The following is a 22,372-nucleotide window of genomic DNA, read 5'->3' on the forward strand; positions in this document are numbered from 1 at the left end:
CCGAATAAAAAAGGTCCGACAAGCGGACCTTTTTATCGCCATCAGGCAGCCAGGCTCAGACCTTTTTAAAGATCAGTGAACCATTCGTACCACCGAAGCCGAAGGAGTTACACAGGGTGTACTCCATACCACTGACCTGGCGCGCTTCGTGAGGAACGAAGTCCAGATCACAACCTTCATCCGGGTTATCCAGGTTGATGGTTGGCGGAACAGCCTGATCACGCAGGGCAAGAATGGAGTAAATAGACTCTACTGCACCCGCCGCGCCCAACAGGTGGCCGGTCATGGATTTCGTGGAGCTCACCAGTACGCGGCTGGCAGACTCGCCGAAGATAGACTTAACAGCCTGAGCTTCCGCTTTATCGCCTGCTGGCGTAGAAGTGCCGTGCGCGTTAACGTAGCCGATTTGTGCTGGGGTAATACCCGCGTCACGAATCGCGTTCTCCATGGCCAGCGCAGCACCTGCACCGTTCTCTGGAGGCGACGTCATGTGGTAAGCATCGCTACTCATACCAAAGCCAACAACTTCAGCATAAATTTTTGCGCCACGTTTTTTAGCATGTTCGTACTCTTCCAGCACGAGCATACCCGCACCATCACCCAGTACAAAACCATCACGGTCTTTATCCCACGGACGGCTTGCCGCCTGAGGATTGTCGTTGCGGGTAGACAGCGCACGCGCGGCACCGAAACCACCAACACCCAGCGGGGTACTGGCTTTTTCAGCACCACCCGCAACCATAGCATCTGCATCGCCGTACGCAATGATACGCGCGGCCTGGCCGATGTTATGCACGCCGGACGTACATGCGGTCGCGATAGAAATGCTTGGCCCACGCAGGCCAAACATGATGGTCAGGTGACCCGCCACCATGTTAACAATTGTGGACGGAACAAAGAACGGACTGATTTTACGCGGGCCGCCATTCATCAGAGATGTATGGTTTTCCTCGATCAGGCCAAGACCGCCAATTCCGGAGCCAATAGCGGCACCGATACGGGTTGCGTTCTCTTCCGTAATTTCAAGACCAGAATCCTGCATGGCCTGAACGCCAGCGACAATTCCATATTGAATGAAGGCATCCATCTTGCGCTGTTCTTTGCGCGAGATGATCTCTTCACAGTTAAAATCCTTTACTAAGCCAGCAAATTTCGTTGCATAGGCGCTAGTATCGAAATGGTCGATTAGGCTGATGCCGCTCTGACCGGCAAGGAGAGCTTTCCAGGTGGACTCTACGGTATTGCCGACAGGAGACAACATGCCAAGTCCGGTCACAACTACACGACGCTTAGACACGTTTGTCCTCCAGGGAGGGATAAAAAAGGGATTCGTGGGACAAAAAAGATAAAACTCAGGCGGTCGAATGACCGCCTGGAGATGTTCACTTACGCCTGGTGACCGTTGATGTAATCAATGGCAGCCTGAACGGTGGTGATTTTCTCAGCTTCTTCGTCCGGAATCTCAGTATCAAACTCTTCTTCCAGAGCCATTACCAGCTCAACGGTGTCAAGAGAATCTGCGCCCAGGTCTTCAACGAAGGAAGCGGAGTTCACAACTTCTTCCTGCTTAACGCCCAGCTGTTCGCCGATAATTTTCTTAACGCGTTCTTCGATAGTGCTCATACTCTTAAATTTCCTATCAAAACTCGCTTTCGCGATGGTTTTCGTAGTGTATAAAATGTTGAAAAATTTGCAACTAAATCCCGGCAGTTCTTACCACGATTTTACGTTATTTTGAGGCCAATCCCTACAATAACGCAAATATTTTTCATCGTGATTAAACCATGTACATCCCGCCATTGACGTGGAGGGTCTCACCAGTGATGTAACCCGCTTCGTCAGAGGCTAAAAATGCAACCGCACTGGCAATTTCTTTAGGGTCACCTAAGCGACCTGCAGGAACTGCTGCCAGTGTACCCGCACGCTGTTCTTCAGTCAGCGCACGCGTCATGTCCGTTTCAATAAAGCCCGGAGCAACAACGTTCACAGTAATACCGCGAGACGCGACTTCGCGCGCCAGCGACTTACTGAAACCAATCAGACCTGCTTTCGCCGCAGCGTAGTTAGCCTGACCAGCATTTCCCATGGTACCAACCACAGAACCGACAGTGATAATACGACCATGACGCTTTTTCATCATAGCGCGCATTACCGCTTTTGACAGACGGAATACAGATGACAGGTTGGTTTCGATAATATCGTTCCACTCGTCGTCTTTCATTCGCATTAACAGGTTATCACGAGTGATCCCGGCATTGTTTACCAGAATATCCACTTCGCCAAACTCAGCGCGAATATTTTCCAGAACAGATTCGATAGATGCAGGTTCGGTCACATTCAGTACCAGACCTTTACCGTTTGCACCCAGATACTCGCTAATGGCCTGAGCGCCATTCTCGCTGGTTGCGGTACCAATCACTTTCGCGCCGCGCGCAACCAGTGTCTCAGCAATTGCGCGCCCGATACCGCGGCTTGCGCCCGTCACCAGCGCGATTTTTCCTTCAAAACTCATGGTATTCCTCTTTTATTGCGAGAGTGCCGCTGACATCGCTTCCGGCTCGTTAATCGCCGAAGCTGTCAGGGTGTCAACAATTCGTTTTGTCAGACCGGTGAGGACCTTACCAGGACCGACTTCATACAGATGCTCAACGCCCTGTGACGCCATAAACTCAACGGTTTTGGTCCACTGTACCGGGCTGTAGAGCTGGCGAATCAACGCGTCACGGATAGCGTCCGGCGCTGTTTCGCATTTCACATCGACGTTGTTTACAACGGAAATTGTCGGTGTGTTAAACGTAATTTTTTCCAGCTCAACCGCCAGTTTCTCGGCAGCTGGTTTCATCAGCGCACAGTGTGACGGCACGCTCACTGGCAGTGGCAGCGCACGCTTGGCGCCCGCAGCTTTACAGGCAGCACCTGCACGTTCAACCGCTTCTTTATGACCAGCAATAACCACCTGGCCCGGAGAGTTGAAGTTAACCGGAGAAACGACCTGACCTTCGGCTGATTCTTCACAGGCTTTCGCAATGGCGGCATCGTCAAGACCGATGATGGCAGACATGCCCCCCGTGCCTTCAGGTACTGCTTCCTGCATGAATTTACCGCGCAGTTCCACCAGACGTACCGCGTCAGCAAACGCGATCACACCGGCACACACCAGCGCAGAGTACTCACCCAGGCTATGGCCCGCAAGCAGCGCTGGCGCTTTGCCGCCCTGCTGCTGCCAGACACGCCACAGCGCAACGGATGCAGTCAACAGCGCTGGCTGAGTCTGCCAGGTTTTGTTCAGTTCTTCTGCCGGCCCCTGTTGCGTCAGTGCCCACAGATCATAACCCAGTGCATCTGAAGCTTCACGGAAAGTCTCTTCAATTACCGGGTAGTTTGCTGCCATTTCAGACAACATCCCAACGATTTGAGAGCCCTGGCCCGGGAACACAAAAGCAAATTGCGTCATTTTTTATTCCTTATCCTAGAAACGAACCAGCGCGGAACCCCAGGTGAACCCACCACCAAAGGCTTCAAGCAAGACCAGTTGGCCCCGTTTAATTCGTCCATCACGTACCGCTTCATCAAATGCGCACGGTACCGACGCCGCAGAGGTGTTGCCATGACGATCCAGCGTCACCACAACGTTATCCATCGACATGCCCAGCTTTTTAGCGGTCGCGCTGATGATTCGCAGGTTCGCCTGATGCGGCACCAGCCAGTCAAGTGCGGTGCGTTCAAGGTTATTGGCTTCCAGCGTCTCGTCGACAATGTGCGCGAGCTCAGTTACCGCTACCTTGAAGACTTCATTACCCGCCATTGTCAGGTAAATGGAGTTATCCGGATTAACGCGATCGGCGTTAGGCAGCGTCAGCAATTCACCGTAGCTTCCATCGGCATGCAGATGCGTGGAGATGATGCCCGGCTCTTCGGACTGACCCAGCAGTACCGCACCCGCACCATCACCAAAAATAATGATCGTACCGCGATCGGTTGGATCGCAGGTACGCGCCAGCACGTCAGCGCCAATGACCAGCGCATATTTCACGGCACCGGATTTAACATACTGATCGGCAACGCTCAGGGCATAGGTGAAACCTGCACACGCAGCTGCGACGTCAAACGCCGGACAGCCCTTAATGCCGAGCATGTTTTGCACCTGGCACGCCGCGCTTGGGAAAGCATGCGTGGCAGACGTCGTGGCGACCACGATCAGGCCAATCTCTTCTTTATCGATGCCTGCCATTTCGATAGCACGCTGTGCGGCTTCGTAACCCATGGTGGACACGGTTTCGTCTGGCGCGGCGATACGACGTTCACGGATACCTGTGCGCGTGACAATCCACTCGTCAGACGTATCTACCATTTTTTCCAGATCGGCGTTGGTACGCACTTGTTTTGGCAGGTAGCTGCCGGTACCTAAAATCTTCGTATACATGTACGCTCAGTCACTTTTAGCTAATACAGATTCCAGGCGAGCGGCAATCCGCTGAGGGACTTGTCGCTGCACCGCCTGCACTGCCTGTTCAATGGCGACAGAAAATGCTCGCTGATTGGCGGCGCCATGACTCTTAATCACGATGCCGCGCAATCCTAACAGACAGGCGCCATTATACTGGTCGGGGTTGAGGTGACTGAATCGCCGCGTCAGGCTTTTTTGTAACCAACGCTTCAATAAAATCAACCACCAGGCGCTTTTTTTGCCTTCTCCCTGAGATTTCAGCAGAGAAAGAAACATGCGCACGACCCCTTCCATGGTCTTTAACGTTACGTTTCCGGTGAAGCCATCGCACACCAGAACATCCGTTTTACCCGTCAGCAACTCATTGGCTTCGAGATAACCAATATAGTTGATGGAAGGAACCTGTTTGAGCAATTCTGCAGCTTCGCGAATGCTGTCCAGGCCTTTGGTCTCTTCTTCACCAATGTTCAGTAACGCAACACGGGGATTGTTGATCCCGACCACTTCTTCTGCCAGCACCGAACCCATCACGGCAAACTGAGCCAGCATTGTACTATCACAGTCGACATTAGCGCCCAAATCGAGCACCACTGTCTTGCCCTTCTGTTGATGCGGTAATACCGTCACCAGCGCCGGGCGCTCAATACCCTCAATAGGCTTGAGCAACAATTTCGACAGCCCCATCAGCGCACCGGTATTTCCCGCACTGACGCAAGCCTGCGCTCGCCCTTCTTTCACCAGCTCAAGCGCCATCCGCATTGAGCTACCACGGCTATTGCGAATCGCCTGCGAGGGCCGGGCATCACTGGCAATAACTGACTGCGCAGGAATAATCTGCAGACGCGAACGTTGTTCAAAGTCAGCTTTTGCAAGTAATGGCGTGATTGTGTCGGGATTGCCGACTAAAAGAAGTGTGAGTTGCGAATTAGAATTCAGTGCCTGCAATGCTGCAGGCACTGTCACAGAAGGGCCAAAATCTCCCCCCATGACATCTAACGCCAGGGTTAGACGTGTCAAGGTATCGTCGCAGCCTGGTTCGGTAAATTCCCCGTTTACACGGGGAAATCCTCACTAAGCCTAATCACGCTGACGCGTGATTACTTAGTGATAACCTTGCGGCCGCGGTAGAAACCGTCAGCGGTGATGTGGTGACGCAGGTGTTTCTCACCAGAAGTCTTGTCTACAGACAGGCTGGTAACTGCAGTCAGCGCGTCATGGGAACGACGCATGCCACGTTTGGAACGGGTTGGTTTATTCTGTTGTACGGCCATGGACCTTACTCCTCAATTACTTACGCTTTAAGCTGGCTAATACGGCAAATGGGTTTGGTTTTTGCGCTTCATCAGGCAGTTCCCCAAAGACCATGTCCGCCTCGGACACTTCACAGTGTTCAGAATCATGCACCGGAACCACTGGCAAGGTGAGGATGATTTCATCTTCAACCAGAGCCAGAAGATCGATTTCACCGAATTCGTTAACCTCAATCGGCTCATACGCTTCCGGGAGTGCTTCAGCCTGTTCGTCAGAACGAACCGGACTGAAACAATACGTTGTGTGAACATGCTGTACAAACGGTTTCCCGCAACGCTGACACTCGAGCGTTACCGTTACCTTTGCATCACCGGTTAAAACGGCGAGACGCTGGTTATCGATAGCGAACGACATGGAGCATTCTACATCACTGTCCACACTGACTACGGATTCGGCAATACGCTCAGCCTGATCGGAAGTATAGATACCTTCGTAATCAAGGCGTTTTTGAGCCGTACGAACCGGATCAAGAGTCAGGGGTAATTTTACCTTTTGCATAGGGCGCGCATATTAACTTTGTAACGTCATATAGTCAAAGAAAAAGGCAACCTGGGCTGCCTTTTGCCAATTATTCGCACACATTGCGGCCTGTAGTTTAAAATGGCTGGCATCGATACGCTATATCTGGTGATAAAAATATGCCAAATCTCGTACTTGCTTCCACTTCTCCCTACCGCCGAATGCTGCTGGAAAAGCTCGGGATCCCGTTTGAATGTGCTGTACCAGACGTTGATGAGACGCCACAGCCTGGTGAGTCACCGCGTCATCTGGTGACGCGTCTTGCCAGGGAGAAAGCACAATCGCTCGCTGCACATTATCCTTCGCATTTGATTATAGGCTCCGATCAGGTTTGCGTGCTTGATGGCGTTATCACCGGAAAACCCCATACCGAAGAGAATGCCATCCAGCAGTTGCTGAGCGCACGCGGCAATATCGTCACCTTTTATACTGGCCTGGCGCTGTACAACTCGGCCTCTGGCCATCTGCAAACGGAGTGCGAGCCTTTCGATGTGCACTTCCGCCATCTCAGCGAGCAAGAGATCATGGATTATGTGCGTCGTGAGCGACCGCTGAACTGTGCAGGCAGTTTTAAAAGTGAAGGATTGGGGATTGCTCTGTTCGAAAGGCTGGAAGGCCGCGACCCAAATACTCTGGTCGGTTTACCGCTGATTGCGCTGTGCCAGATGTTACGGCGTGAGGCCTGCAACCCGCTGACGATGTGATTTTTGCCCAGCGGCGCTTCGCTTGCATGGGCCTACGGGCTTCGTAAGCCGTGTAAGCGCAGCGCCACCCGGCACAGAATCAGCCGCGCAGAACCTTCAGACAGCGCTTTAACTGGTCATCCAGCGGTGCTTCAATACGAATGGTTTCACCCGTATTTGGATGGGTAAACTTCAGCGCTGCCGCATGCAGGAACAGACGTGATAGCCCCGTGCCCGCCAGTTGCTTATCGAACTCCCGATCGCCATAGCGATCGTCAAACGCGATAGGATGGCCTGCAAACTGGGTATGCACGCGGATCTGGTGGGTACGACCGGTGACCGGGCTGCAACGTACCAGTGTGGCAAACTCGTAGCGCTCTTCAACTTTAAAACGCGTCTCTGATGGTTTCCCTTCCTGGCTCACGCGGACAATACGCTCGCCGCTTTGCAGAATGTTCTTCAGCAATGGCGCCTGCACCACTTTCACATGGGACTGCCACTGACCGCGAACCAGCGCCAGATAATCTTTCTGCATCCCTTTTTCACGTAATTGCTCATGTAAAGAACGCAGTGCAGAGCGTTTCTTCGCCACCAGCAGTACGCCGGACGTGTCACGGTCAAGACGGTGCACCAGTTCGAGGAAACGCGCCTCCGGGCGCAGGGCTCGCAAACCCTCAATCACGCCGAAGCTCAGACCGCTACCACCATGAACAGCTGTACCTGACGGTTTATTTAGCACCAGAATGTAGTCATCCTCATAAAGGATCACATCGCTCAGGGCCGCGACTTTTTGCAGCTTAGGTGAAACGACCTCTTCTTCACGTTCTGCAACGCGCACTGGCGGAATACGCACTTCATCGCCTGCTTCGAGCTTATACTCAGGTTTCACGCGCTTTTTATTAACCCGCACCTCACCCTTACGCAAGATACGGTAGATCATACTCTTTGGCACACCTTTCAGTTGAGTGCGCAAAAAGTTGTCGATACGTTGCCCCGCTTCATCTTCGGCGATGGCAACCATTTTTACGGCTGGAGTCTCTGTTTTCATGGTTGGCGATTCTAAATATCGTCAGCCATTAGCGCCACTCATTTTTCTATGCTTATATTTACTTTTATCCGGCCTGTCCCCGTTTCGCACAACCGATTTGGTGGTTATTAAACCAATCACCATTCTGAAGTGAAGAAACTGTGAGTAACCGGGTGATAATTGGTAAAAGTCATCTTGCTATAACCCGGCGAGCAGTGGAATAATGAGGCTGTTTTCCGTGTTAAATCCTGGTTAAGTAAGGATGTTGACGGAATGACCAATTTTGTCTGACCGATCATCCACGCAGCAATGGCGTAAGACGTATTGATCTTTCAGGCAGTTAGCGGGCTGCGGGTTGCAGTACTTCCCGGTATAAGGATTGTTCTCTGGAGAGTTCTACCCAGGCAATTCCCCTGATAATTGCGCTGTGTTTCCGTATGAAATACAGGCAACCGACACTTTGCGCCTCTTAAGCGAGCGACAACCGTGAGGTTGGCGACGTGAATAGACACGAGGCCATCGGTTCATACCCCGGAAAGCGTCACCTTGCCCGCAGCTTTGTCGTCAATGTAAGAATAACGAGTAAGTTACGATGAAAAGAATGTTAATCAACGCAACTCAGCAAGAAGAGTTGCGTGTCGCCCTTGTGGATGGGCAGCGCCTGTACGATCTGGATATCGAAAGTCCTGGACACGAACAGAAAAAAGCGAACATTTACAAAGGTAAAATCACCCGCATTGAACCAAGCCTTGAAGCTGCATTTGTCGATTACGGTGCTGAGCGTCACGGTTTCCTCCCTCTGAAAGAAATCGCCCGCGAATATTTCCCTGCAAACTACAACTCTCATGGCCGTCCAAACATCAAAGATGTTCTGCGTGAAGGTCAGGAAGTTATCGTTCAGATTGATAAAGAAGAGCGTGGCAATAAAGGCGCCGCACTGACTACCTTTATCAGCCTGGCTGGGAGCTATCTGGTTCTGATGCCAAACAACCCGCGCGCGGGTGGTATCTCTCGCCGTATCGAAGGTGATGATCGTACCGAGCTGAAAGAAGCGCTGGCAAGCCTCGAATTGCCTGATGGCATGGGGCTTATCGTGCGTACCGCAGGCGTAGGCAAATCTGCCGAAGCATTGCAGTGGGACCTGAGCTTCCGTCTGAAGCACTGGGAAGCCATCCAGAAAGCAGCGGAAAGCCGCCCTGCTCCATTCCTGATCCACCAGGAAAGCAACGTTATCGTGCGTGCCTTCCGTGATTACCTGCGTCAGGATATCGGTGAGATTCTGATCGATAACCCGAAAGTGCTTGAACTGGCGCGCCAGCACATTGCCGCATTGGGTCGTCCGGATTTCACCAGCAAAATTAAACTGTACACCGGTGAAATCCCGCTGTTCAGCCACTATCAGATTGAATCCCAGATTGAATCAGCCTTCCAGCGTGAAGTGCGTCTGCCATCCGGTGGTTCTATCGTTATTGATACCACTGAAGCGCTGACCGCTATCGATATCAACTCCGCGCGTGCAACACGCGGCGGCGACATCGAAGAGACGGCCTTCAATACCAACCTTGAAGCCGCTGATGAAATCGCCCGCCAGCTCCGCCTGCGCGACCTGGGTGGTCTGATTGTTATCGACTTCATCGACATGACCCCGGTTCGTCACCAGCGCGCGGTTGAAAACCGTCTGCGTGAAGCGGTGCGCCAGGACCGTGCGCGCATCCAGATTAGCCATATCTCGCGTTTCGGCTTGCTGGAGATGTCCCGTCAGCGTCTGAGCCCATCTCTGGGTGAATCCAGCCATCACGTCTGCCCGCGTTGCTCCGGCACCGGTACCGTGCGTGATAACGAATCTCTGTCCCTCTCCATCCTGCGTCTGATCGAAGAAGAAGCACTGAAAGAGAACACCAAAGAGGTTCACGCCATTGTTCCTGTGCCAATTGCGTCCTACCTGCTGAACGAAAAACGTGCAGCGGTAAGTGCCATCGAAGCACGTCAGGGTGGCGTTCGCTGCATTATCGTGCCAAACGATCAGATGGAAACCCCGCACTATCACGTGCTGCGTGTCCGTAAAGGCGAAGAGACAACCACACTCAGCTACCTGCTGCCGAAGCTGCATGAAGAAGAGATGGCTCTGCCTTCCGATGAAGAGCCTGCCGAGCGCAAATTGCCTGAGCAACCTGCGTTAGCCACCTTTATCATGCCTGAAGCCCCACCTGAAACGGCGCTGGAAAAACCTGCTGCAAAACCTGCGGCACAGAAACCAGCAGCTACAGTGGAAAAAACCCAACCGGATCAACTTGGTCTTCTGAGCCGCTTCTTTGGCGCGTTGAAGAAAATGTTTGCCGGCGAGGAAGCTCAACCAGAGCAACCGAAAGAAGAGCCAAAAGCGACCAAGCCTGAGCGTCAGCAGGACCGTCGCAAGCGTCAGAACAATCGCCGTGATCGTAATGATCGCAACGACCGTAATGACCGCAGCGAGCGTCGTGACAACCGTTCAGACAACGGTGAAGGCCGTGAACAACGCGAAGACAACCGTCGCAACCGTCGCGAGAAACAACAGCAAAATGTTGAAGATCGTGAAATTCGCCAGCAGGCGGGCGATGAGTCTGAGAAGAGCAAACAGCGTGACGACCAGCAGCCGCGCCGCGAACGTAATCGTCGTCGTAACGACGAGAAACGTCAGGCACAGCAGGAAGTCAAAAACCTGAACCGCGAAGAGCCTGTTGAACAGCAGGACGGCGAGCAGGAAGAACGGACTCAGGTTATGCCGCGTCGTAAGCAGCGTCAGCTTGCGCAGAAAGTACGCTTCACCTCCGAAGCTACCGAAGAGTCAACCATTGTCGCCGCTGAAACAAGCGAGAACACAACCGGTACCCAACTGGCAAAAGTTGATCTGCCGGCTGTGGTAGAAAACACGGTTGAGCAGGATGAAAACGGTGAAAACCGCGATAATGCCGGTATGCCGCGTCGTTCACGTCGTTCTCCACGCCATCTGCGCGTCAGTGGTCAGCGTCGCCGTCGTTATCGTGACGAGCGTTACCCTGCCCAGTCGCCAATGCCATTAGCCGTGGCATGCGCATCACCTGAAATGGCATCCGGTAAAGTCTGGATCCGCTATCCGGTCGCTCGTCCGGAGCAGGTTGTGGAACAACAGCTGGTGACAGAAGAGTTGATTGCGCCAGTCGCAGCAGTGGAAGAAACCGTAGCTGAAGCAGCCATCGTGGTTGAACCGCAAGTTATTGAGGTTGAAACCACGCATGCCGTGACGGTAGAAACCACGCATCCGGAAGTGATTGCCACCCCGGTTGATGCTGCACCGCAGCTGATCGCTGAAGAAGATACCGTAGTGGCAGAAGAGGTTGCGGAAGAAGTACAGCCTGCAGCTGCTGTAGAAGATACCGCAGAAATCATGGCCGATACCGTCACTGAAAATGTGGTTCAGGATGTTGAGATTGTAGCTGAACCTGTTCGTGCAGCCGAAGAAGTGAAAGTACCTGAGGTGAAACCAGAGCCGGTTGTTTCTGCGCCAGCCTCTGCTCATGTTGCGACAGCTCCTATGACGCGTGCTCCGGCACCTGAGTACGTGCCTGAAACTCCGCGTCACAGTGACTGGGTACGCCCTGCTTTCAACTTCGAAGGCAAAGGCTCAGCAGGTGGTCACAGTGCAACGCATCAGGCGACTGCACCGGCGACTCGCCCGCGCTCTGTCGAATAACGGCATCGAAAGTAAAAAGCCGACCTCCGGGTCGGCTTTTTTATTGCTTGTTTACAGGCTTTCTCATTCCGGCAATGTCCGGCATCACCTGCTTCATCATCTCAAGAAAACGACGTAAACGCGCCGGATAGTATCGCGACCAGGGGTAAACCAGATGAACGGGCAGAGCCGCAGGTTGCCACTCCGGAAGAAGATGAACCAGGTGTCCTTTCTCAATATCCTCTTTCACCGTCCAGCTGGAGACCATCGCGACACCCAGCCCGGTCAGTACCGTATTGCGTGCCACGTACAAACTGTCAGTACTGAGACGCGGTGTAATGGCGATACGTGTTTGCTGTGCCGAGCCGTCAAATAACTCTATATGACGCTGATAAAAGGTACTGATGGCGATCCAGGGGAGTGCCTGCAAATCCTCTGGCTTTTTGACCTCCGGAAAACGCGCCAGCAGTGCCGGGGATGCCACGACGGAGCGCGGTACCTCTGCCAGTTGCACAGATACGGTCGCCGGATCGACCTCAGCACCCACGCGGATCGCGCAGTCAATGTTGTCACTCAGGAAATCTACCGACCTGTCATGCAACATCCACTCAACGGACAACTGTGGATAACGATGCAAAAATTCGGTTAATGGCTTCAGAAACTGGTCCTGCCCAAAGGCGTGCGGTGCACGCACCCGTAATACCCCCACCGGTTCATCCTCAGCCTGTCCGACTTCATCTTCAAGTGCCAGCCAGCTGTCAATCACGCGCCGGGCGTGTTGATAGCAGCGCTCACCATCGTCAGTAAGCCGGGTCGCATGGGTTGTACGCAGCAGCAAGCGAGCCCCCAGCAGGGTCTCCAGAGACTGCAAACGTCGGCTAACCGTGGCCTGAGTGGTTGAAAGCTGCCTTGCCGCTGCAGATAACGATCCGGTTTCAACGATACGAACAAACGTGCGCATCAATTCCACTCTGTCTAAACGCTCAACTCGTTTCATACACCTCCCTGACATACGTTTAACGTATAAGCGTTTTACCACCGGGCTGGCTACTCTCGCAAGGCAGACTGATAAAAAATAGCCCCACACGACGAATGAGGAACATCTTATGAACACAACGACTTCTCCCCACGCAGCCAGCCGCTGGGTAATTTTCATGCTAGCGCTGGGCGCTGGCTTTAGCGTGGCATCCATCTATTACGCACAGCCCCTTCTTCCGCTAATGGGTGCCGATCTTCATCTGAGCATTGAAGGCATGGGGTTAGTACCAACCTTAACTCAGGCAGGTTATGCGCTCGGCATTCTGTTTCTGCTTCCACTGGGCGATCGTCATGACCGCAGGACATTAATCCTGATTAAAAGCGCGGCGCTGGCGCTGTTCCTGCTGGGCTGTAGCCTGACCGGGCAACTCCATTCCCTGTTGCTGGCAAGTTTGCTTATCGGTATGGCCGCCACCATGGCACAAGATATCGTTCCGGCGGCGGCTATTCTCGCGCCCGAAGGGAAGCTGGGTAAAACCGTGGGTACGGTGATGACGGGGCTGCTGATGGGCATCTTATTGTCGAGAACTGTTAGCGGTGTTGTGGGAGAAGCCTTTGGCTGGCGCGTCATGTACCAACTGGCTGCGGTGAGCATTGCGTTCATCGGGGTGATGATGTGGATTGTACTTCCCCGTTTCGCCATTCACTCCACGCTGAGCTACCCCGCTCTGATGCGTTCTATGGAACATCTGTGGCGTCGTTATCCGGCATTGCGCCGTGCAGCGCTGGCACAGGGTTTTCTGTCGATTGCCTTTAGTGCCTTCTGGTCAACGCTGGCGGTCATGCTGCTGGAACGCTATCACCTTGGCAGTGCCGTAGCCGGTGGTTTTGGTATTGCGGGTGCAGCAGGTGCATTAGCCGCACCGCTGGCGGGTGGACTGGCGGATAAACTGGGAGCCGGAAAAGTCACACAGCTTGGCGCATTACTTGTGACTGTCTCGTTTGCCCTGATGTTCCTGATGCCTACTTTGGGAACTCATGGGCAACTGATTCTGATTGCCGTCTCTGCCGTTGGGTTCGATCTGGGTCTGCAGTCCAGTCTAGTGGCCCATCAGAATCTGGTCTACAGCCTTGAACCACAGGCCCGGGGACGCCTTAATGCTCTGCTCTTTACCGTTATCTTTATCGGCATGGCACTGGGTTCTGCCTTAGGCAGTAATATCTACTCGCTGGCAGGCTGGACGGGCGTGGTCGCTCTGGCAACCGTCTGTGGCGTCATTGCGCTGGGGATCCGTCTGATAGAAAGCGCACGTGTCGCCTCCATACAGGCAGAAGTTGCATAAAAAAATGCCCAATCCAGACGGATTGGGCAACGGAACATACCCTGGCTAAGGACATGTTCCAGGAGGTCAAGATTTTATTTGTTCAGCTGGAACAGAGACATGCCCTGCATATCGCTGAACGCTTTATAAGACGCCTGCAAGGCCGCCTGCTGCATGGTGTAAGAGGAAATCGCTTCGTTCCAGTCTACATCAACCAGGTCACTCATCTGCTTAGTCTGCCCAAGCGCACGATCGTCACCCAGCGTATCGAGTTTTTCCAGCTCGTTCATCTTGGTGCCCACATCCGCAACAACAGTAAGGATATTGTTCTGGGAGTTTTTGATACCGATTTGCGCATTGGCAATCACCTGGCTTTGCGCAGTTGCAGCAGCCGGATCGTTTTCAATCGGTGTCTTCAGCGATGCAATAGCAGAATCGAGGATCTTGAACATGTTTGTTTCACCATATCCACCACCCGGCAACTGTTCCGCATTACTGGTAATGCTTTCAAAAATCTGCTGACCCGTATGGCTGATGGCCATGTTTCGCGCCGTATCGACCTGCTGAGTGATCGCTTCAGCACCACCGTTGTAATTCCCGGTCGCGGCATCAAACGGCGCACTTTCGGTTTTGTATCCCGCGAAGATAAAGCGACCATTGCCATCAGTCGTGTTGGCCAGGTTCATGAGCTGATCGCGGATCCCCTGAATATCGGTCGCCAGAGAAAGACGGTCATCATCGCTTAATGTGCCGTTCGACGCGTAAACTAATTTCTCGCGCACGCTGGATATCGCGGTATTTACCTGGGTTAACACATTATCTTCCAGCGAAACCTTTTGCGTGGCAAAGGTGCGCGCTAACGCGAACTGGCTATTTTGTGACTGCGATTGTGACAGAACAATGGACTGAGAAGCCGCGATAGGATCATCCGACGGACGATTGACGCGCTTACCGGTGGACATTTGCTCACCGTAGTTCAACCACCTGCTCTGGGAATCAGTGATCCCACGCATGTTCTGCTCATACATCATCTGGGTACTAACACGCATTGTTCACCTCAACCTTATCGAATGTTGATAATTGCATCGAAGAGCGTACTGGCAGTCTGGAGAACCTGCGCATTAGCCAGGTAATACTGCTGATAACGCTGCAAATTGCCATACTCTTCGTCGAGGTTTACCCCAGAGATGGTCTGCTGCTGCTTGGTTAACTGTGTTTCCACATTCGCTTTCGTCTGGCTGCTCACTTTCAGTGACGCCGTTGAGCTACCGACAGTACTGACGAGAGAAGCATACGCATCGTTGAAGGTTTTGTTTCCACCCACCACTTTGGCGTTTTGCAGATCAAGCAGTTTTTGACCGTTACGGTTGTCACTCTCACCGCCGTTCTGCACCGATGCCATCGCCAGTTTAGACTCGTCACTGATTGCCAGATCCATGTTCATGATGACATTGGAAACAGGCTTCACGGTGAAACTGTCTTTGGTGTTTGCTGTGCCGCTCACATTGACGTTAAGACCGTCAAACGACAGATTGCCGCTTGCATCCGGGCTCATCGTAAAGCTGGTTTTATCGGAGGTACGGGTGACCGTCCAGTCGGTGCCATTAAATTGCAGTTTGTAGTCTGTTGCCTGGACTTGTTTGCTGTCCGTTACAGAAGCCGTGACAACGGCCGAACCGCCATTCTTACTATTGGACAGAACCGCCGGAGAACCGAAGTCGAACAGCTTACCGCCTGCATCACCGTTTGCATCAAAACCGGCTTCATGCTGCGTGTTCATTGCATCGGCAAAGGCCAGTGCCATTTGGTTCAGGGTGTTACGGGCTTTATCCAGATCTTCATTACGGAATGTCAGCAAACCGCCTAAAGAGCCGGTGGTGATCATCTTTTCCGGGATCTCAATATTACCCGCAACATCGTCGACATAGGCGACGGTCGTACGAGCCGGATCTGCGCTCGACTTAACGGCCGCCAGTTGGTTGGCTTTACTGCCCTGCACCAGGCTGTAACCGTTGCCGAAAGAGATGTTAAACGTACCACTATCCTGAACAGAAACTTCCACACCTACGATTTTGTTCAGCTCGCTGACTAACTGATCGCGCTGGTCGAGCAGATCGTTAGGGGAAGCGCCCGCACCGACACCAGTCAGACGGGAAATCTGGTCATTCAGATTCGCAATCTGTTTGGCGTAGTTGTTGATCTGAGAAACGCTGGTCGAAATCGCGGTATTTACCTGCGTATCCTGATCACGGAGATATTGATCGTTGGTTTTAAACTGATTGACCAGACCACCCGCTTTTCCCAGCACCGTCTGGCGTGCAGCTGGATCTTCCGCGTTGCTTACCAGCGTTTGCAGGCTCTTGAAGAAGTCCTGCAATGTCGTAGAGAGCGAGTTGGTCGTATCGGACAGCACATCGTCGATTTTTGACATCTGCTGATAACGCGTCGTCAGACCGCTGCTCTGCGTCTGCGCGGCACGCAACTGGTTGGTGATGAATGCGTCATACTCACGCTGGACACCGGAGACATAAACCCCGTTACCCACCCAGCCACCGCCGGCCAGCGTGCTGTTAGAGGCGCCCAGCACCGTGGTCTGGCGGGTGTAACCTGCCACGTTATAGCTTGAAATATTATTACTGACGGTATTGAGTGCCGACTGCGCAGCACTGAGGCCACTCATGGCGCTGTTAATCAAACTGGACATGGGGGTTCCTTTTATACGTTCAGACACGAGTCCTGATGAAGGTTATCGGCAACCTCCACCGGGACTTGAGAACTTTCAGAACAGATTTTCGATATCTGTGCTATAGGCTTTGCTGACCTTCTCGCCCATGGATTTCAGCTGCTGGATCATACTGGTGAGCTTACGCGCATAGTTCGGGTCGGTCGCGTAACCTGCATTTTGCAGGGCCTGAGCACCCTGCTCCGCCGTCGCCGCCTGGGTAACAGCGGTATAACGCGGATTTCGGCTCAACAGCCCCACATAATCGGACAACGCTTCCAGATAAGAGTTGTACACGCGGAATTTTGCTTTGACCTTCACCGCCGCACCGTTCTCGTATTCGGTGGTCGTGATCTCCGTTGTTGGCCCCTTCCAGCCGGAAGTCGCCTTCACGCCGAAGATGTTAAAGCTCGGCTCGCCATTTTCCTTGCGGATCTGCCGCTGACCCCAGCCCGACTCCAGCGCGGCCTGCGCAAGAATCAGGTGATGTGGAACACCGCTCTGTTCACTGGCAAGTCGCGCAGGCAGTGAAAGCTGCGCCAGGAAGTCTTTGCTGTCACCGGAGAGGGGTTCATCACCACCACCCGTTGTTTTCGGGATCGCCTTACGCACCATCTGCGTCAGCGCCTGGTTCTGATAACTGGTCACCGTTTCCAGGTCGAACTTCATCGGCACTTGCTGCGTCTGCTCTTGCGGCTGAATACCTTGCGCGGCTTCGGTCTGTTTCACAATCATGTCAGCCAGACCGAGACCTTTACCGGCAGTCATTTGCTGCGCAATCTGCTGGTCATACATGCTGGTGTACAGACGCGTTGAATCACTGCTGAACATCCCGTCTTTCGGCAGGGTTTCACGCATGCTTTTCAACATCATCTGTACAAACATCCCTTCCACCTGGCGGGCAACCGGGCGGATATTCGCCGCCGGGTCTTTACCTGCTTTGGTTTTCAGTTCGTTGAGCGACTGGGCGTCCCAGGCGGCACTGGTCAACAGTTTGCTATCGGTCAGCATTAGATGATTTCCAGTTTGGCACGCAGACAGCCCGCACTTTGCATGGATTGCAGGATGGACATCAGATCCATCGGCGTTGCACCCAGAGCGTTCAGGGCACGCACCACGCTGTTCAGGTTGGCGCTGGAGCGAACGCTCTGCAACGACCCACCGCTCTGACGCATATCAATCTGCGTTTGCGGTGTCACCACCGTCTGACCACCACCAAATGGCGTATTCGGTTGACTCACGTTCGCGGAGCGGTTCACCGTCACAGAGAGGTTACCCTGTGCCACAGCACAGCTATCCAGGGAGACTTCCCGGTTCATCACTACCGAGCCCGTACGGGAGTTAATAATCACCTTCGCATCCTGTACCGGGACATTCACTTCCATATTCTGGATATCGGCCAGCATGCGTACCTGGTTGCTGCTACCGGTGGAGGTACGGATCTGCACGGTGCGCGCATCCAGTGCCGTTGCATTACCGTAACCGCGGCTGCGGTTGATGGTATCGGCAATTTGCTGCGCCATGGTGAAGTCTTCATTATTCAGCTGCAGGTTGATGGTGTTGCCCGCGCCAAACTGAGTCGGCAACTCACGCTCAATGATGGCACCGTTAGTGATACGTCCACCGTTCAACTGGTTCACCTGCACACTGCTCCCGCCAGCAGAAGCACCCGCTCCGCCGACAAGAATGTTCCCCTGCGCCAGGGCATACACCTGGCTGTCGACGCCTTTTAGTGGCGTCATTAACAGCGTACCGCCACGCAGACTTTTGGCGTTACCCATGGAGGAAACCACCACGTCAATGGTCTGCCCCTGACGCGCAAACGCCGGGTAGGAGGCGGTGACCATAACGGCGGCCACGTTTTTCAGCTGCATGTTGGTTCCCGCCGGGACCGTAATACCGAGCTGGGAAAGCATGTTGTTCAGGCTTTGGGTGGTGAAAGGCGTCTGGGTGGTCTGGTCACCCGTGCCATCCAGACCAACCACCAGACCATAGCCAATCAGTGAGTTTTCGCGTACGCCCTGAACACTGGTGAGATCGCGAATACGGTCAGCCTGGGCAAACGTTGCCACCAGCGCCAGCGCCACGGCGAAGATCGATTTAAACATGGGTCACCTCGCTTACATCGGCGATAAATTAAGGAAGAAGCGTTGCAGCCAACCCATATTTTGCGCTTCGTTGATGTAGCCGTTACCGACGTACTCAATGCGCGCATCCGCCACCTGGGTGGACGGAACGGTGTTGGTGCCGCTGATGGTGCGAGGGTTTACCACGCCCGAGAAGCGGATGAATTCAGTGCCCTGATTGATAGCAATCTGTTTTTCACCCACAACATGTAAGTTGCCGTTAACCAGAACCTGGTCAACCGTTACCGTCAGCGTGCCGCTGAAGGTATTGCTGGCGTTCGCGCCACCTTTACCGTTAAAGGTATTGCCACCAGAGGCATCCACATCCGCACGCGCATTGCCGAACAGGCCTTGCAGATAACGTGGAACGGTGTCGAAGCCAAAATTCGTTTTGCCATCGCGGCTGGCGTTCGCCGACGAGCTTTTACTCGCACTGACGTTTTCCTGCAGCACAATGGTCAATGTATCGCCGACATTACGTGGACGACGATCTTCAAACAGCGGCTGATAACCGTAGTTAATCGGCTGCGCGGTCTGGAAAATGGAGCCGTTTACTACTGGCGCCGGGCCAGGAACGGGTTGGGCAGTCGTCGCACCCTGGACCAATGGTTTGGACGGGATCCAGGCACACCCGCTGAGAGTGACAGCCAGAACAGTCAGTATCGGATAACGAAACGCCGCGTTTTTTTGCATTGCCTTCATCTTCGAAAACAGGGAGCCGGTGCGGTATTTACCGCACCGGACTACACCTTAGAGTTGCGTCAGTTTCTGCAGCATCTGATCGGTCGTCGATACTGCTTTACTGTTAATTTCATACGCGCGCTGGACCTGGATCATATTCACCAGTTCTTCCGCCACGTTCACGTTGGAGGTTTCAACATAACCCTGGTACAACAGACCCGCCCCGTTCAGACCTGGGGTGCTCTCATTTGGCGTACCGGAGGATTGTGTTTCGGTGTAGAGGTTCTCACCAATGCTTTCCAGACCAGTATCGTTCATGAAGGTGGTCAGGTTGAGCTGGCCTACCTGAACAGGCGCAGCCTGGCCTTGTTGGGTCACACTGACGACGCCGTCACGCCCGATGGTAATGCTCAGGGCGTTCGCCGGGATGGTAATCGCAGGCTGAACCTGGAAACCACCTGCCGTGACCAACTGACCATTCTGATCAACCTGGAATGAACCGTCGCGGGTATAGGCAGAGGTCCCGTCAGGCAACTGCACCTGGAAGAAGCCCTGGCCTTTGATCGCCACGTCTTTACTGTTGTTGGTCTGAGAAAGGTTGCCCTGACTGTGCAGACGTTCGGTGGCCACCGGACGAACACCGGTACCGATCTGCAGACCCGATGGCAGCGTCGTCTGCTCAGAAGACTGCGCACCCGGCTGACGGATGGTTTGATAAAGCAAGTCTTCGAAAACGGCGCGCTGGCGCTTGAAACCATTGGTGCTTACGTTTGCCAGGTTGTTGGCAATCACATCCATGTTGGTTTGCTGCGCGTCCAGGCCAGTTTTCGCGATCCATAAAGAACTGATCATAAGGAGTCCTGTTAACTCATAGCCAGAAGTTGGTTAGCCTTACCCGCGTTTTCGTCCACACTGCTGATGATTTTCATCTGCATTTCAAAACGACGGGAGCTGGCGATCATGTCGGTCATCGCTTCGACCGGCTTGACGTTACTGCCTTCCAGAACGCCTGACATCACACGGATGCTCGGATCGGCCTGTAATGTGGCACCACGTGTGGCCTGGGCTGCCTGGGTCAGACGGAACATGCCGTCGTCACCACGCTGCACTTCTTTGCCTTCCGCTTTGACCAGTTTCAGACGACCGACTGGCGCAACGGTATTAGCCGGATCGCCCGGGTTCAGCGCCGAAATGGTGCCGTCAGCAGCGATAGTCAGCTCCGAGCCTTCTGGCACGGTCAGCGGACCCGCTTCACCCATTACCGGGTGACCCTGAATCGTTAACTGGCCCGTCGCGCTCACCTGGATATTCCCGTTACGGGTATAACCTTCGCCACCGTCAGCGGTTTGCACCGCCAGCCACCCGTCCTGCTGCAGAGCAACATCCAGCGGGCGTGACGTGTAATCCATCTGCCCTGGCGTCATATCTGCGCCAGGGGTAGATGCCGTGACCAGCGTACGCGTTGGCAGCGACAGCCCTTCTACCGGCACCGCGCGCAGTGCATTAAGCTGGGCACGAAAACCCGGTGTCGAGGCGTTTGCCAGGTTGCTGGCCGTAACGGCTTGCTGATTGAGCGTCTGACTTGCCGCGCCCATCGCGGTATATATTGCGTGATCCATTGCGCTTTCCTGTTAGCCGCTTAACGCAGGTTAACCAGCGTGTTGAGGATCTGGTCCTGGGTTTTGATGGTCTGCGCGTTCGACTGATAGTTACGCTGTGCGACGATCATGTTCACCAGTTCTTTACTCATATCCACGTTGGAGGCTTCCAGCGCGCCGTTGGTCAGCTTGCCGAAGTTACCGGTACCCGCGGTACCCAGCAGCGCCACACCAGAGGACTGGCTGGCAGACCAGACGTTATCGCCTTCCGATTTCAGACCTTCGTTGTTAGCGAAGTTAGCCAGTACGATCTGCCCTAGAACCTGAGTCTGTTCGTTGGAGTAGTTCCCCACAACGGTGCCATCATCGTTAATCTGATAGCTCACCAGGTCGCCCGGCTTGAAGCCGTTCTGGCTGGTCGCCACAATATTGTTCGCACCGGTATTCTGCTGCATGGAGTTCGCAAAACTCATCGCGAAGGTCGCTGGGGTCGCACCGGGTATGGTCGCGGTAGTTAAGTTGACGTTACCACCACCGGTCAGCGAACCGTTGTTATCGAAGGTCAGCGTGGTCGCCAGTGTCGCCGCGCTGCCTGCTACGCTACCGTCCTGGGAATACACTTTCCAGGAGTTAGCGGGCGCAGCATCTTTTACGTAAAACAGGTTCATGTTGTGCGCATTACCCTGGCTATCAAAGACGGTCACAGTCCCTTTTTTGTTATAGGTATCCGGGTTAGTCGGGTCGAATGCCACCGTTGGCGCGGTATCGGTGGAGTTAAGGTTGATCTGCTGGGAAGCCGTGCTCGTCGACTTAGCTGCCATCAGCGTGGTTGGGATAGTGATCGCCTGTGGGTTGGCACCAGTTTGGACTTTTGATGGTGTGCCGGCTACCGGATAACCCGTCAGCTGCATACCCTGCATGTTGACCAGCGTGCGGTTTTCGTCGAGCTTGAATTGACCGTTACGGCTGTAGAACACAGAACCGTTGGAATCGACCATACGGAAGAAACCATTCTGGCTGATCGCAACGTCCAGACCACGACCAGTGTTGGTGGTGGTGCCGTCGGTAAAGTCCTGAGTGATGCCCGCAACTTTTACGCCCAGGCCGACTTTGGAACCGGCAAACATGTCTGCAAATGAGGCAGAACCGGATTTAAAACCATAGGTCGCGGAGTTGGCGATGTTGTTGCCAATGACATCCAGGTTGGTGGCCGCAGCATTCAGGCCGCTGACCGCTTGAGAAAAGGCCATGACTTACTCCTGATAAGTGT

At 53.8% G+C, this 22,372-nt stretch carries 21 protein-coding genes; 3 read left to right on the forward strand and 18 right to left on the reverse strand.

All coding sequences use genetic code 11. The features are described 5' to 3' along the window. Positions 1 to 55 precede the first annotated feature (55 nt). The 8 genes from fabF to yceD all read right to left on the reverse strand — a co-directional run bounded on the left by fabF (position 56) and on the right by yceD (position 6,256). The gene (fabF, locus tag HED65_RS08390) at positions 56 to 1,297 is read right to left on the reverse strand and encodes a beta-ketoacyl-ACP synthase II (protein WP_008500794.1); all 1,242 of its coding nucleotides are present in this window, start codon (positions 1,295 to 1,297) and stop codon (positions 56 to 58) included. An 89-nt stretch (positions 1,298 to 1,386) separates the two neighbouring features. Further along, on the reverse strand, positions 1,387 to 1,623 hold the full coding sequence (gene acpP, locus HED65_RS08395) for an acyl carrier protein (RefSeq protein ID WP_003857954.1): 237 nt from the start codon (positions 1,621 to 1,623) through the stop codon (positions 1,387 to 1,389). Between the two features lie 154 nt (positions 1,624 to 1,777). Next, entirely contained in the window at positions 1,778 to 2,512 is a 735-nt protein-coding gene (gene fabG / locus HED65_RS08400; protein ID WP_028019048.1) for a 3-oxoacyl-ACP reductase FabG, read from the reverse strand. Between the two features lie 12 nt (positions 2,513 to 2,524). Next, positions 2,525 to 3,454: an ACP S-malonyltransferase gene (gene fabD, locus HED65_RS08405; RefSeq protein WP_114978211.1), complete on the reverse strand. Its 930-nt coding sequence runs from the start codon at positions 3,452 to 3,454 to the stop codon at positions 2,525 to 2,527. A 15-nt stretch (positions 3,455 to 3,469) separates the two neighbouring features. Next, positions 3,470 to 4,423 (reverse strand): beta-ketoacyl-ACP synthase III, encoded by a 954-nt coding sequence (locus HED65_RS08410; RefSeq protein WP_028019050.1) that lies wholly within the window; start codon positions 4,421 to 4,423, stop codon positions 3,470 to 3,472. 6 nt (positions 4,424 to 4,429) lie between these two features. Then, the gene (gene plsX / locus HED65_RS08415; protein ID WP_108090219.1) at positions 4,430 to 5,464 is read right to left on the reverse strand and encodes a phosphate acyltransferase PlsX; all 1,035 of its coding nucleotides are present in this window, start codon (positions 5,462 to 5,464) and stop codon (positions 4,430 to 4,432) included. Between the two features lie 80 nt (positions 5,465 to 5,544). Then, on the reverse strand, positions 5,545 to 5,718 hold the full coding sequence (gene rpmF, locus HED65_RS08420; RefSeq protein WP_003857964.1) for a 50S ribosomal protein L32: 174 nt from the start codon (positions 5,716 to 5,718) through the stop codon (positions 5,545 to 5,547). A 16-nt stretch (positions 5,719 to 5,734) separates the two neighbouring features. Continuing rightward, on the reverse strand, positions 5,735 to 6,256 hold the full coding sequence (yceD, locus tag HED65_RS08425) for a 23S rRNA accumulation protein YceD (RefSeq protein ID WP_014883375.1): 522 nt from the start codon (positions 6,254 to 6,256) through the stop codon (positions 5,735 to 5,737). A 140-nt stretch (positions 6,257 to 6,396) separates the two neighbouring features. Between yceD and HED65_RS08430 the strand changes: the two genes are divergently transcribed. Further along, positions 6,397 to 6,981: a Maf family protein gene (locus tag HED65_RS08430; RefSeq protein WP_114978212.1), complete on the forward strand. Its 585-nt coding sequence runs from the start codon at positions 6,397 to 6,399 to the stop codon at positions 6,979 to 6,981. Between the two features lie 79 nt (positions 6,982 to 7,060). Here HED65_RS08430 and rluC read toward each other — a convergent pair whose 3' ends face one another. After that, positions 7,061 to 8,008 (reverse strand): 23S rRNA pseudouridine(955/2504/2580) synthase RluC, encoded by a 948-nt coding sequence (gene rluC, locus HED65_RS08435; protein ID WP_028019053.1) that lies wholly within the window; start codon positions 8,006 to 8,008, stop codon positions 7,061 to 7,063. Between the two features lie 571 nt (positions 8,009 to 8,579). On the opposite strand from rluC, the gene rne reads away from it, so the two are divergent. Continuing rightward, complete coding sequence (gene rne, locus HED65_RS08440; RefSeq protein WP_114978213.1) at positions 8,580 to 11,696, forward strand: ribonuclease E; 3,117 nt, start codon at positions 8,580 to 8,582, stop codon at positions 11,694 to 11,696. Between the two features lie 40 nt (positions 11,697 to 11,736). On the opposite strand, the gene HED65_RS08445 is transcribed toward rne, so the two are convergent. After that, entirely contained in the window at positions 11,737 to 12,672 is a 936-nt protein-coding gene (locus tag HED65_RS08445) for a LysR family transcriptional regulator (RefSeq protein ID WP_189338745.1), read from the reverse strand. Positions 12,673 to 12,781: 109 nt separating this feature from the next. On the opposite strand from HED65_RS08445, the gene HED65_RS08450 reads away from it, so the two are divergent. Beyond that, a complete protein-coding gene (locus tag HED65_RS08450) occupies positions 12,782 to 13,996 on the forward strand; it encodes an MFS transporter (RefSeq protein ID WP_114978215.1) in 1,215 nt (404 codons plus the stop codon). 74 nt (positions 13,997 to 14,070) lie between these two features. Here the strand turns inward: HED65_RS08450 and flgL are convergent, their stop codons facing one another. The 8 genes from flgL to flgE form a co-directional block, all read right to left on the reverse strand. Next, entirely contained in the window at positions 14,071 to 15,024 is a 954-nt protein-coding gene (gene flgL, locus HED65_RS08455; RefSeq protein ID WP_114978216.1) for a flagellar hook-associated protein FlgL, read from the reverse strand. Positions 15,025 to 15,038: 14 nt separating this feature from the next. Beyond that, positions 15,039 to 16,679, reverse strand: coding sequence for a flagellar hook-associated protein FlgK (flgK, locus tag HED65_RS08460; RefSeq protein ID WP_114978217.1), 1,641 nt, complete (start codon positions 16,677 to 16,679; stop codon positions 15,039 to 15,041). 75 nt (positions 16,680 to 16,754) lie between these two features. After that, a complete protein-coding gene (gene flgJ / locus HED65_RS08465; protein ID WP_114978218.1) occupies positions 16,755 to 17,708 on the reverse strand; it encodes a flagellar assembly peptidoglycan hydrolase FlgJ in 954 nt (317 codons plus the stop codon). Further along, positions 17,708 to 18,805, reverse strand: a complete 1,098-nt coding sequence (locus HED65_RS08470) for a flagellar basal body P-ring protein FlgI (protein WP_029740346.1) — start codon at positions 18,803 to 18,805, stop codon at positions 17,708 to 17,710. Before HED65_RS08470 ends, flgJ begins: the two co-directional genes overlap by 1 nt. A gap of 12 nt (positions 18,806 to 18,817) precedes the next feature. After that, entirely contained in the window at positions 18,818 to 19,516 is a 699-nt protein-coding gene (gene flgH / locus HED65_RS08475) for a flagellar basal body L-ring protein FlgH (RefSeq protein ID WP_008500809.1), read from the reverse strand. A 57-nt stretch (positions 19,517 to 19,573) separates the two neighbouring features. Then, entirely contained in the window at positions 19,574 to 20,356 is a 783-nt protein-coding gene (flgG, locus tag HED65_RS08480) for a flagellar basal-body rod protein FlgG (RefSeq protein WP_008500810.1), read from the reverse strand. 11 nt (positions 20,357 to 20,367) lie between these two features. Then, positions 20,368 to 21,123, reverse strand: coding sequence for a flagellar basal body rod protein FlgF (locus HED65_RS08485; protein ID WP_114978219.1), 756 nt, complete (start codon positions 21,121 to 21,123; stop codon positions 20,368 to 20,370). A 20-nt stretch (positions 21,124 to 21,143) separates the two neighbouring features. Then, the gene (gene flgE, locus HED65_RS08490) at positions 21,144 to 22,352 is read right to left on the reverse strand and encodes a flagellar hook protein FlgE (protein ID WP_114978220.1); all 1,209 of its coding nucleotides are present in this window, start codon (positions 22,350 to 22,352) and stop codon (positions 21,144 to 21,146) included. Positions 22,353 to 22,372: the final 20 nt, after the last annotated feature.

The organism is Pantoea sp. LS15, from assembly GCF_012241585.1.
GTDB lineage: Bacteria > Pseudomonadota > Gammaproteobacteria > Enterobacterales > Enterobacteriaceae > Enterobacter.